This is a genomic window from Kitasatospora sp. NPDC036755 (assembly GCF_040636595.1).
In the GTDB taxonomy this organism is placed as follows: Bacteria; Actinomycetota; Actinomycetes; order Streptomycetales; family Streptomycetaceae; genus Kitasatospora.
Genome location: NZ_JBEZUT010000262.1, coordinates 1 through 12,708, shown reverse-complemented (window position 1 = coordinate 12,708; position 12,708 = coordinate 1). Strand labels below are relative to the sequence as shown.

General features: G+C 74.3%; 7 protein-coding genes. 3 read left to right on the top strand and 4 right to left on the bottom strand.

The genetic code is table 11. The features are described from left to right. Both AB0E96_RS30330 and pepN read left to right on the top strand, forming a co-directional pair. The coding region (locus AB0E96_RS30330) for a PQQ-binding-like beta-propeller repeat protein (RefSeq protein WP_359828976.1) at window positions 1–1,260 on the top strand (1,260 nt) is incomplete at its 5' end. A 148-nt stretch (window positions 1,261–1,408) separates the two neighbouring features. Continuing rightward, window positions 1,409–3,988: an aminopeptidase N gene (gene pepN / locus AB0E96_RS30325; protein WP_359828975.1), complete on the top strand. Its 2,580-nt coding sequence runs from the start codon at window positions 1,409–1,411 to the stop codon at window positions 3,986–3,988. A 207-nt stretch (window positions 3,989–4,195) separates the two neighbouring features. Here pepN and AB0E96_RS30320 read toward each other — a convergent pair whose 3' ends face one another. The 4 genes from AB0E96_RS30320 to AB0E96_RS30305 form a co-directional block, all read right to left on the bottom strand. Continuing rightward, a complete protein-coding gene (locus tag AB0E96_RS30320; protein ID WP_359828974.1) occupies window positions 4,196–4,423 on the bottom strand; it encodes a hypothetical protein in 228 nt (75 codons plus the stop codon). A gap of 273 nt (window positions 4,424–4,696) precedes the next feature. After that, window positions 4,697–6,784 (bottom strand): 4-alpha-glucanotransferase, encoded by a 2,088-nt coding sequence (malQ, locus tag AB0E96_RS30315; protein ID WP_359828977.1) that lies wholly within the window; start codon window positions 6,782–6,784, stop codon window positions 4,697–4,699. Window positions 6,785–6,986: 202 nt separating this feature from the next. Further along, entirely contained in the window at window positions 6,987–7,490 is a 504-nt protein-coding gene (locus tag AB0E96_RS30310; RefSeq protein WP_359828973.1) for a hypothetical protein, read from the bottom strand. Beyond that, window positions 7,484–8,362: a hypothetical protein gene (locus AB0E96_RS30305; RefSeq protein WP_359828972.1), complete on the bottom strand. Its 879-nt coding sequence runs from the start codon at window positions 8,360–8,362 to the stop codon at window positions 7,484–7,486. The genes AB0E96_RS30310 and AB0E96_RS30305 overlap by 7 nt, the downstream gene beginning before the upstream one ends. 406 nt (window positions 8,363–8,768) lie before the next feature. On the opposite strand from AB0E96_RS30305, the gene AB0E96_RS30300 reads away from it, so the two are divergent. Continuing rightward, a partial coding sequence (locus tag AB0E96_RS30300; protein WP_359828971.1) for a beta-N-acetylglucosaminidase domain-containing protein occupies window positions 8,769–12,708 on the top strand: 3,940 nt, incomplete at its 3' end.

Sequence of the window (12,708 nt, the reverse complement as noted above, 5' to 3'; positions counted from 1 at the left end):
CGAGGGCGTCGACGACGACGGCGACGGGTCGGCAGGGGAGGTGGCGGATCCACCGCGGTTGTGCGGTCCGCCCTCCAGGGTGACCACCGCCTGGGCCCCAAGGGCAACGCCTCCTTCAACGTCGCCTGGAGCGCCGCCAAGCCCGCCAACGCGGACAGCTCGAACCAGATGCTCGGCGTCTGGGGCACCGACAAGCTCGCCGTGCGCGTCGACAGCTCCGGCATCAGGGCCTACAACCTGACCGACGGCAAGGAGGCCTGGACGATCCCCGTCCCGGCCGGCAGCAAGGAGCTGTGCACCGCCTCCTACGGCGCCAACTCCAAGGGTGTCGCCGCCGTCTCCTTCAACACCGGTGACAGCGACTGCTCCACCGTCGGCGCCGTCGACCTCGCCCAGGGCAAGCTGCTCTGGAGCGTCAAGGTCTCGGCCGACCGGATGTCCTCGCCGACCCTCAGCGTCACCGAGAACGTGGTCGCCGTCGGCGGCAACGCGGTCGGCGCCCTGAGCATCGCCAGCGGCCAGCCGGCCTGGCAGTACCAGCCGCGCGACAAGGACTGCGTCCTGCGCGCCAAGGCGGCCGGTGCCCAGATCGCCGTCAGCGACCGCTGCTACGGCACCAGCGGCCCGAAGTCGCAGCTGGTCATCGTCAACGCCGAGACCGGCAAGGCGGCCAGCACCCCGATCACCCTCGCCGGGAACATCGAGGAGGTCGACTCGGTCGTCCAGGACAAGCCGCTGGTGCTGCTGATGTCCAACGGCCCGCAGGGCGACTACATCCTGCCGTTCGACAAGGACAACAAGCCGGGCAACCAGATGTCCGTCAAGGAGCCCGGCTCGGACAGCCTGCGGCTCTCCGGCCAGGACGAGGCCGTCACCCGCAACGTGGTCAGCGGCACCACCCTGTACGTCCAGGTCAGCGGCACCAAGTCGGGCATCAACGCCTACGACCTGAACACCGGCAAGCGGCTGTGGTCGGCCAACTCCGGCTCGGCCGGCAACGACATGCGCCTGGTCGCCGGGACCGACAAGGACGGCAAGGTCCGCGCGGTCGTCGACCAGGGCTACAACAAGCCGGCCCGGCTGGTGACGATCTCCCCGACCGACGGCTCGCTGACCGACCTCGGCACCATGGCCATGCCGAGCAGCATGAACATCGGCAGCAGCACCTCCGAGTACCTGATCTCGGACGACGGCGCCGCCGTCTACGCCTTCCGCCGCTACAGCGCCACCGACGGTCCGCTGACCAAGTGGAAGAAGTGACGCCACCGGCGTGACCACGTCGCGACCCGCACGGGCGGGGCGGGAACGGGCTGACCGCCCGGGCCCGCCCCGCCCGTGATCTTTCGGCCGCCCCGTGCGTTGGACGTGCGAGGATTCGGACCATCAGTCTGACAAAGGAGTGCAACGAGTGCCCGGCACAAACCTGACCCGTGAGGAGGCCCGCACCCGGGCCGACCTCCTCCACGTGGACGCGTACGACATCGAGCTCGACCTCGGTTCGGCCCGCGAGGGCGGCACCTTCCGGTCCACCACCGTGGTCCGGTTCACCGCCACCACCCCCGGCGCGGAGACCTTCATCGACCTCGTCGCCCCGAGCGTCGAGGAGATCACCCTCAACGGCGTGCGGCTGGACCCGGCGAGCTTCGCCGACAGCCGCATCCCGCTGCCGGGCCTCGCGGCCGAGAACGAGCTGCGGGTCGTCGCGAACTGCGAGTACACCAACACCGGTGAGGGCCTGCACCGGTTCGTCGACCCGGTCGACGGCGAGACCTACCTGTACACCCAGTTCGAGGTGCCGGACGCCCGCCGGGTCTTCGCCAACTTCGAGCAGCCCGACCTGAAGGCCGCGTTCGCGTTCACCGTGACCGCGCCGGCGGGCTGGGTCGTGGTCTCCAACTCGCCGACCCCGGAGCCGACCGGCGACGGCGACACCCGGGTCTGGACGTTCGAGCCCACCGGCCGGATCTCCAGCTACATCACCGCGCTCGTCGCGGGCCCGTACGTCGGGGTCTTCGACACCTACGAGAACGGCGAGCAGAAGGTGCCGCTGGGCGTCTACTGCCGGCCCTCGCTGCGCGAGTTCCTGGACCCGGAGGCCGTCTTCGAGGTCACCAAGCAGGGCTTCGACTACTTCCAGGAGAAGTTCGACTTCCCCTACCCGTTCGCCAAGTACGACCAGCTCTTCGTCCCGGAGTTCAACGCCGGCGCGATGGAGAACGCGGGCGCCGTCACCCTGCGCGACCAGTACGTGTTCCGCTCCAAGGTCACCGACGCCGCGTACGAGGCCCGCGCGGCGACGATCCTGCACGAGCTCGCCCACATGTGGTTCGGCGACCTCGTCACCATGGAGTGGTGGAACGACCTCTGGCTCAACGAGTCCTTCGCGACCTACGCCGAGGCGGTCTGCCAGGCCGAGGCCCCCGGCTCCAAGTGGCCGCACTCCTGGACCACCTTCGCCAACCAGATGAAGACCTGGGCGTACCGGCAGGACCAGCTGCCGTCCACCCACCCGATCATGGCGGACATCAACGACCTGGAGGACGTCCAGGTCAACTTCGACGGCATCACCTACGCCAAGGGCGCCTCGGTGCTCAAGCAGCTGGTGGCGTACGTCGGCCAGGACGCCTTCTTCCAGGGCGTGCAGGCGTACTTCAAGCGCCACGCCTGGGGCAACACCCGGCTCAGCGACCTGCTCGGCGCCCTGGAGGAGGCCAGCGGCCGCGACCTCAAGGCCTGGTCCAAGGCCTGGCTGGAGACCGCCGGCATCAACGTGCTGCGGCCCGCCGTCACCGTCAACACCGACGGTGAGATCGAGTCCTTCGCCGTCCTCCAGGAGGCCCCGGCGCTGCCCGCCGGCGCCAAGGGCGAGGCCGTGCTGCGGCCGCACCGCATCGCGATCGGCCTGTACGAGCTGAACGGCGACGCGCTGGTGCGTACCGACCGGATCGAGCTGGACGTCGACGGCCCGCGCACCGAGGTGCCCGAGCTGGTCGGCCGGCACCGCCCGGCCGTCGTGCTGCTGAACGACGACGACCTCTCGTACGCCAAGATCCGGCTGGACGAGGACTCGATGGCCGTCGTCACCGAGCACCTCGGCGGCTTCACCGACTCGCTCCCCCGCGCGCTGTGCTGGGCCTCCGCCTGGGACATGACCCGCGACGGCGAGCTGGCCGCCCGCGACTACCTGGCGCTGGCGCTGTCCGGCATCGGCCGCGAGAGCGACATCGGCGTGGTGCAGTCCGTGCACCGCCAGGTCAAGCTCGCCCTCGACGCCTACACCGACCCGCAGTGGCGCGAGGAGGGCCTCGGCCGCTGGGCCGCCGCCGCGGAGGAGCACCTGCGCGCCGCCGAGCCCGGCAGCGACCACCAGCTGGCCTGGGCCCGCGCCCTCGCCTCGGTCGCCCGCACGGACGGTCAGCTGGACCTGCTCGCCGGGCTGCTGGACGGCTCGGTCGAGATCAAGGGCCTCGCCGTCGACACCGAGCTGCGCTGGACCCTGCTGGTGCGCCTCGCCGCCACCGGCCGGGCCGACGAGGCGCTCATCGCCGCCGAGCTGGAGCGGGACAACACCGCGGCCGGCCAGGAGCACGCGGCCACCTGCCGCGCCGCCCGGCCGACCGCCGAGGCCAAGGCGGAGGCCTGGGCGTCGGTGGTGGAGTCCGACAAGCTGACGAACTATGTGCAGGAGGCCGTCATCGCCGGCTTCCAGCAGTCCGACCAGCGCGAGCTGATCGCCCCCTACGCGGCCAAGTACTTCGCCGCGGTGAAGGGCGTCTGGGAGACCCGCAGCCACGAGATCTCGCAGCAGATCATCGTCGGGCTGTACCCGGCCCTGGAGGTGACGGCCTCGACCCTGGAGGCCACCGACGCGTGGCTGGCCTCGGCCGAGCCGGCCCCGGCGCTGCGGCGCCAGGTCGTCGAGGCGCGGGCGGGCGTCGAGCGCGCGCTCAAGGCCCAGGCCGTCGACCGTGCGGCGGGGGCCCGCTGACGGTGCGGTGACAAGCCCGAAGGGGCGCCGGACGGGTCGTCCGGCGCCCCTTCGGGGTTCGTGCGGGTCCTGGGTGGACGGGTGCGTCCTCGGGGGACGCGTGCATCGCGGCGGACGCGTGCGTCCCGGGCGGACGCGGCGGTCGCCTCCGCGCCCTGCGCCCTGCGCCCTGCGCCCTGCGCCCTGCGCTCTGCGCTCTGCGTGAAGCTACTTCTTCTTGCCCTTGCCGTACGGCAGGCCGGCCAGCCCGGCGATCACCGCGAAGGCGACGAGCGGGAGGAACACGAACAGGCCGAGGGTCTCGCCGACGCTCAGGCCGGAACCGGGGTCGTCACCGTCGTCCCTGGTGAAGGCCATGGCGGGCGACGACAGCAGCATCATCAGCGTGACCGTTGCGCAAACCGCGCCGGCTCGCAAAGCGTTCCTCTTGTCCACGTTTCCAACTTACTCGCTGCTTATGGGAGGGCGCGCGTCGGGGTCCGCCTGACGGGGCGGGGCGCTCGCGGTGGGGCGGGCGCGGGCGTACGAGCGGGGACAGGAGCGGGCGCGGGCGTGCCTGACGGGGCGTGTGCGCCGGAGCGTGCCTAACGGGCGGGGGCGGGTTTCCACCGCCCCGCGCCCGGTCGGGCGGGCGGGCGGGCGGGCGGACCGGTGGGCCGGCGGGCCGGCGGTCCAGCGGGCCAGCGGCCAGCGGTCTGCGGTCTGCGGTCAGCCCGGGTGGGGCCGGGAGCCGGGCGGGGCGAGGAGGTGGGCGAGCAGGCCGGCCGCGGGGGTGGCGGCGAGGCGGTCGAGGGTGACCGGGTCGCCGGCGCCGTCGGCGAGCGGCAGGCGCCAGTTCGGGTACTGGTCCCAGGTGCCGGGCAGGTTCTGCGGCCGCGGGTCGCCCACCAGGTCCGGCAGCCAGACCCCGACCAGCTCCGCCGGGGTGGCCCGCAGGAAGCGGTACAGCACCGGCATCGTCAGCGGCTCGCCCTCCGCCAGCAGCCCGAGCCGGCCCAGCTCGGCCCGCCAGTCCGCCAGCTCCGCCGCCGCCTGCGCCTGTTCCTCCCCCAGCGGCCGGGCCAGCAGACCCAGCCGGTGCCGCAGCTCGACGTGCTCGCCGGACAGCCGCGCCGCGGTGCTGGGCAGGTCATGGGTGGTGAGGGTGGCCAGGCAGCCCGGCCGCCAGCGGTGCGGGCCCAGGATCGCGCCGTCGGACTGCCAGTCCCGCTCGAACCAGAGCACCGAGGTGCCGAGCACCCCGCGCTCCGCCAGCTCCTCCCGCACGCCCGGCTCCACCGTGCCGAGGTCCTCGCCGATCACCGGCGTCCCCGCCCGGTGCGCCTCCAGCGCCAGCACGCCGAGCATCGCCTCCGCGTCGTAGCGCACGTACGCGCCCTCGGTCGGCGGGTGGCCCTTCGGCACCCACCAGAGCCGGAACAGGCCCATCACGTGGTCGATCCGCACCGCCCCCGCGTGCCGGGCGGCGGCCCGCAGCAGCTCCGCGTACGGGGCGTAGCCGGCCTCGGCGAGCGTGTCCGGGCGCCAGGGCGGCAGGCCCCAGTCCTGGCCGTGGGCGTTGAAGGCGTCCGGCGGGGCGCCGACCGAGATGCCGTCGGCCAGCACGTCCTGCAGCGCCCAGGCGTCCGCGCCGTCCGGGTGGACGCCGACGGCCAGGTCGTGGATCAGGCCGACCGGCATGCCGGCCTCGCGGGCAGCCCGCTGGGCGTGGGCGAGCTGCTGGTCGACCTGCCAGGCGAGCCACAGGTGGAACTCGACCCGCTCCTCCAGCTCCTTGGCGGCGCGCTCGACCTGTGGGCCGTCCGGGTGACGAAGGCCCTTCGGCCAGTGGTGCCGGTCCGGGCCGTGCTCCTCTGCCAGCGCGTTCCACAGGGCGTTCCGGCGCAGCCACTCGCCCTCGCGCCGCAGGAACGCCTCGTACTCGGCCTGGCGGCCGGGGCCGCGCGGCACCCCGTGCAGCAGCTCCAGGGCCTCGCGCTTGAGCTGCCGGACGGCGTCCCGGTCGATCAGCGCGTCGTGGCCGAGCACCTCGTCGCGCAGCCGGGCGGCCCGGCGGGTCAGCTCCTCGGCCTGGTCACGCCGGTCGCCGTCCAGGTACGCGTACTCGGGGACGGCCTCGATCCGCAGGTGCACCGGGTCGGCGAAGCGGCGCGAGGACGGGCGGTACGGGGACGGGTCGGAGGGGGCGCCGGGCAGCGCCTGGTGCAGCGGGTTGATCTGCACGAAGCCCGCGCCCAGGCCGGCCCCCGCCCAGCGGGCCAGCTCGACCAGGTCGCCGAGGTCGCCCATGCCCCAGGAGCGCTCGGACAGCACCGAGTACAGCTGGGCGAGGAAGCCCCAGCTGCGGCCGGGCAGCTGCGGCAGCCGCTCGGGCGCGACCACCAGCGCGGCCCGCGCGGTCCTCGTACCGGCTTCCGCCGTCAGCACGTGGCGCCCCAGCGGGAGGTCCCCCGGCAGCCAGTGCGAGTGGCCCCGCGGCAGCTCCCAGCCGCCCCCGTCCTCCAGCTCCACCCGCAGCCGGGCGTCCGCCGGCACGTCCAGCGCGGTGCGCCGCCCCTGCCGCACCACCACGCACGGCGGCAGCAACCGGGCCCGCTGCTCGGCCCGGTGACGCTCCAGCGCCTCCCGCACCTCCTGCGGCGACCCGGCCGCCACCCCCATCGCCGCCAGCACCGCCACCAGCGTCCGCGCCCCCACCGCCTGCCCGCCCGGCCCCGGGTACCGGGTGTCCACCCCGTACGCCTGCGCCAGCGCCACCAGTTCGGCGGGCGGCGGCGGGGCATCCTGCGCCGGCACCTGCTCGGCTCCGTCACTGTCGTGGTAAGCGGCCACTCGCGGCTCCTGCGATGTCTCGGCAACGCCCGGTCGGGACAGCCACAGTCCTACCCGCGTGACACCACGATCACCCAGCGCGACACGTCGGCGCCGGTGCGGGAACGGCGGAGGGCCCGCCTCCGCCGGGTGGTGGCGGGGGCGGGCCCTCGGGGGTGGGAGCGGGTCAGCAGAGTTTCAGGGCGTTGGCGCGGAACTTGTCGGCCTTCTGCCGGGTCGTGCCGCCGCCCTTCTTGTAGGTGAGGACCTCGTCGTCCTTCAGCTTCTCCAGGTCGGCGAGCGTGAAGCCGACGACGGCGTCGGTGGTGCGGGAGGTCGAGACGACCGACACCCGGTAGGCCGCTCCGGGCTCCAGCGCGGTGAGGTCGTCGTGCTCGGTCTTCCAGCCGGGGGGCGTGGTGAAGAGCGGGTACCGCTCCATCGTGGCTTCGGCCCCCTCCGAGGAGACGGACCATCCGGTGTTCACGTCGCGGGCCCTGTCGCGGACCGACACGAACAGCACCGTGCCGTCCGGGCAGAGCGGGACGACGACGGCGTAGCCCGTGCCGTCCCGTTGGACGGCCGCCGTCGGCTCGGGGGCCGGCGAGCACCCGGCTGCCGTCAGGAGGACGGCGGCGACGGCCGGGAGCAGCAGGCGGCGTCGGAGCGGCGGGTGGCGGTGGATCAGCACGAGAACCTACCGTACTGGTCGACCCTGAACCGGCAGGTGGCGAGCTTCTCGAAGGGGTCGGTCGCCTTCTTCCCCATGTTCTCGAAGAAGTTCTTGACGTCCGACCTCAACCAGTACCAGGTCATCTTCGGATAGGCGCCCTTGTCGGTGGGCGCTTCGTCCTTGACTCCGGCGTTGAGGTATCCGCCCCAGTAGAGGTTGGCCCCCATCTCGAAGGAGTTGAGCCGGGCCGCGTCCCCGGACTTCGCGTACGACTTGGCGACCTCCGCGGAGTAGTCCTTCAGGAAGTCCCTGGCGTCGCGGTAGCCGGCCCACTGGCCGGAGTGGACGGCCTCGTGTGCGAGGAGGTTGCGTCCGAACTTGGCGGAGTAGCCGTCACCGTGGGCCGCGTCGAGGGCCCGGTTGGTCCGGGGCTCCCCGTTCTCCAGGACGTCGTCGAGGTCGTCGTACCCCTTGGGGTAGAACAGCACGTCGCCGATGGTCATCGGCTGGTCCCCGCCGGGCGAGAAGTCGTAGCAGACGACCTGGAGCTGCTTGCGCTCGCAGCCGCTGCTGAAAGCGGCGAAGCCCTGCGCCATGAGGTTGGAGCCGTTGAGGTTGTTCGAGAGGTGGAAGGGGTTCTTGAGCAGGAAGTCCGAGGGCTTCTGGCTCGCCCTGGGGATGATGGTCGCCTTCGGGCGGGGTTCCACGTCACGGCACCACTTGACCCCGCACGGGCCCTCCTTGGCGGCGCCGCCGTTGCCGTTGCTCGCCGTGGTGGAGGAGCCGGTCTGGGCGCGGACGCCCTCCCAGTACTCGCGCGTCGCGGTGCCCTGGGCGCAGGCCAGGGTGGCGCAGAAGCCGGCCGGCGGGTAGGTGGTGGAGTTGGACACCGGCGGGTACCAGGGGTCCTCGGGGCCGCCGGGGCGTTCGCCGGTGGGGTCGGAGAGGGGGCGACCGCCCCCGGCACCCGGCCGATGCTCTGGCCCTGCTCGGCCAACCCGAACCAGCGCTGGCTGCTCAACCCCGAGAAGGCCTGAGCCCTCTCGCCGGCGGCCGCGGTGAACCGGCGCTGACCTGCGCCGACAGCGGCCCGGGCGCCGCTGTCCGGTACCCTCCGGACGGCGGCGCCCTCCGTTTTCCGGGCTGGTCCGGCACTGGCCCGGCGCTCGGTCGGGCGCCGGTCCGACATCCGATCGAATCCGGCAAAACGGTCATAGCAGTCGACGGCGTTGACACCGCATCGGCCAGCTGGTGGGGTTGCCGGAGTTGTGGTTCCGGCCTGGCGAGGAGGCTCCTGTGCAAGCCCGTGTGTCCGTTGCGGCCGGGCGGCGGCTCAGGTCGCAACTGGAGCAGAGTCCGGCGTTGCGGGAGGTGCTCCAGCACCCGGCGGCGGAGGCGGCGCGGCGGGCCACGGCGCGGACGTGCCGTCAACTGGCGCCGCGGGCCACCGACCGGCTGATCGCCGACCTCAAGGGCACCGAGCCGCTGCTGGCCTCGGTGCGCGACGAGCGGGCGGAGCGGACCGAACTGACGGAGCGGGCAGAACGGGCCGCGGGACGGCCCGGACGGCGGGCGCTGCAGATCGCCGCCGGCGTCGCGGCCGCGGCGGTGGTCGGCGGCCTGCTGGCCGGCTCGCTGCCGTCGGCGGCGTACGCGGCGGTCTCGGCCACCTCGACGGCCTCGAACGTGGTGAGCACCGCTCCGCAGACGCCGCTGGGCAGCGTGACCGACCCCAGGGTGTTCCCCAGGCCCCAGCAGCAGACCGTGGCGGGCAAGCCCGTCGCGGTGCCCTCCGCCGTGACGCTGGTGCCCGCCGCCAAGGTGGACCAGGGCGCGGTGGGGGCCGTCCGGGAGGTGCTGGAGGTCGCCGGGGCGACCGAGGTGACGCCGCAGCCGGACGGCGGGACGCCGGCCGCCGGCGCGCTGGTGGTGTACGTCGGCGGGCCCGCCGAGGGCGCCGGCACCGAGGTCGGCCGGGTGCTGCGGCAGCTGGCCGCCGCGGCGGGCGGCAAGGAGGACGCCGCGCCCTCGACCGCGGGGATGCCCGTCGGCGGCTACGTGCTGTCGGCCGGTCAGCTCCCCGCCCAGGGCGGCGGGACGTACGGCGCCCTGGTGCTGTCCGGCGTGGACGCCACCGGCACCTTCTACGCCGCGCAGAGCCTGCGTCAGCTGCTCGCCGCCGTCCCGGCCGGGCAGGGGCAGGCGCCGGGGGCGGCCGGGCTCGGCCTGCCCGGGATCACCCTGCGGGACTGGCCCACCGGTGCACCGGTGCGCGGCACCGCGGAGGGCTTCTACGGCACCCCGTGGACCGCGCAGCAGCGGCTGGAGCAGGTCGACTTCCTGGGCCGCTCCAAGCAGAACTTCTACCTCTACGCCCCCGGCGACGACCCGTACCGGCTGTCCCGCTGGCGCACCGCCTACCCCGAGGCCCAGGCCGAGGAACTGCGCGAACTGGGCTTCCGGGCACGGCAGAACCACGTGACGCTCGGCTACGCGATCGACCCGGGGCAGTCCCTCTGCTTCAGCTCCGGCAAGGACGTGGACGCGCTGGTGAACAAGCTGGACGGGCTGCGCAAGCTCGGCTTCACCGCCTTCCAGCTGCAGTTCCTGGACGTCAGCTACGACGAGTGGCACTGCGGCGACGACCGCGACGAGTACGGCACCGGGCCCGCCGCGGCCGCCAAGGCCCAGGCCGCGCTGGTGAAGAAGGTGCAGGACCGGCTGATCGCGAAGAACCCGGGCCTGGCGCCGCTGTCCGTCGTCCCCACCGAGTACCACCAGCAGGGCGCCACGCCGTACCGCAAGGCGCTCGCGGCGGCGCTGCCGGAGGGCGTCCAGGTGGCCTGGAGCGGGGCCGGGGTGATCCCGGAGAAGATCACCGGCGCCCAGGCCTCGGACACCGCCGGGCTGTACGGGCACCCGCTGCTCACCATGGACAACTACCCGGTCAACGACGCCACCCCGGACCGGCTCTTCCTCGGCGCCTACACCGGGCGCGACCCGGAGGTGGCCACCCGCTCGGCGGCCCTGCTGACCGGCGCGATGCAGCAGCCGGTGGCGTCCCGGATCGCCCTCTCCACGGCCGGCGACTTCGCCTGGAACCCGGCCGGTTACAAGCCGGAGGAGTCCTGGCAGGCCGCCGTGCGCTCGCTCGCCGGGCCCACCGGCGCCGCCCCGACGCCGGCCGGCACGGCGCTGTCCGCGGTCACCGCGCTGGCCGGCAACAGCACCTCCTCGCCGCTGTCCGCGCAGGAGTCCGGCTACCTGACGCCGGTGCTGGGCCGGTTCTGGGCCGCCGCCGAGCCCACCTCCGGCGCCACCCCCGACCTCGCGAAGCTGATCGAGGCCGCCGCCCCGCTGCGGGACGCCTTCGCCACCATGGCGACCGCCCAGCAGACCCTGGCCGGCACCCCGGCCACCGCCCAGCTGGCCGGCGAGGCCGCGCCCTGGCTGGGCCCGCTGCGCGACTACGGGCTGGCCGGGCAGGCCGCCCTCGACATGCTGCTGGCGCAGCACGGCGGCGACGGCACCGCGGCCTGGAAGGCCCGGGTCGAGCTCAACCGGCTGCGCGAGCAGCTGGACCGGGCCCCGGCCACCGTCGGCGCCGGGGTGCTCGGCGCGTTCCTCGACCGGGCCGTGCGCGCCGCCGACAACTGGGCGGGCGTGGGCGGCGGCGGCGTCGCCCCGACCACCACCATGGGCACCGCGCAGGACCACCTGCCCGCGCTGATGACCGACGGCGTGGCCGACACCTTCTACTGGAGCTCCGCTCCCCCGCAGCCCGGCGACTCCGTCGGCCTGGACCTCGGCGCGGGCCGGCCGGTCAGCGGCGTGACCGTGCTGATGGGCGGCTGGGGCAACGGCCCCGACGCCCGGACGGCGCTGGACGACTACATCCGCGACGGCGTGCTGGAGTACTCCACCGGCGAGGGCGGCTGGAAGCAGCTCGCCGTGGTGAAGAACCAGAAGACCGTCAGCGCCCAGCTCCCGCCGGGCACCGTGGTGCGGGCGGTGCGGCTGCGTGCCACCGCCGCCCAGAAGACCGCCGTCGCGGTGCGCGAGTTCACCGTCACCGCCCCGGACGACTCCCCGGCCAGTGTCAGCGGCGGTCCTGACGCGGCGCCCGGCTCCTCCGCCGCCGCCGTGCTGGACGGCAACCCGGACACCGCGTACCGGGCCGCCAAGGCGCCGACCGCGATGGACGCCCCGCTCGTCGTCGAGCTCGGCGCGGCCCGCCCGCTGGACCGGCTCACCGTGCTGACCGACCCGGCCGTGCGCGCCACCGCCACCCTCGCGGTGCGCCGGGCCGACGGCACGTGGGCCGACATCGGCACCGTGCAGCCCGGCTACAACGAGCTGCCGGCCGGCGGTCAGGCCGCCGACGCGTTCCGGCTGACCTGGAAGCCCGGCGGCGACCCTCCGGTGGTCAACCAGGTGATCCCGTGGTACGCGGACGCCCCGGCGGCCCGGCTCAGCCTCTCCGACCCGGCCCTGGACGTCGTCACCGGCGCCTCCGCGCCGGTCACCACCCAGGCCACCGTGGAGGCCGGCCGCCCCGAGGGCACCACCGGCGAGCTGCGCACCGAGGTACCGGCCGCCGCCAAGGGCCTGACCGTCACCCCGGCCGGGCCGGTGAGCGTGCCGCGCGGCGGCCGGGTGGGCGTGCCGCTGCTGATCAGCGCCGCCGCGGAGACGCCGTCCGGGACGTACCGGGTGCCGGTGCAGTTCGTGGCCGGCGGCACCACCGTCCGGCAGGTGCTCCAGGTGCACGTGGTGCCCCCCACCGGCGGCCCGGACCTGGCGGTCGGCGCGAAGGCCACCTCCTCGGGCGACGAGACCGCGAACTTCCCGGCCTCGGCCGTCACCGACGGCGATCCGAAGACCCGCTGGTCCTCACCGGCCAAGGACGACGCCTGGGTGCGGCTGGAGCTGCCGCAGGCGACCAGGCTGGGCGCGGCGGTGCTGCACTGGCAGGCCGCGTACGCCGCCTCGTACCGGATCCAGGTCTCCTCGGACGGGAACAGCTGGACCGACGCGGCGACGGTGGACAACGGCAAGGGCGGCGACGAGACGGTCCGCTTTGACGCGTCCGGGGTCCGCTACCTGCGGGTCCAGGGCGTGGCGCGGGCGACCAAGTACGGCTACTCGCTGTGGGGCGTCGAGCTGTACGCGGTGACCCCGCCGGCCGCGCCGCAGCCGCCGGCCGGCCAGCCCTCGCAGCCCGCCCAGCCCGGCG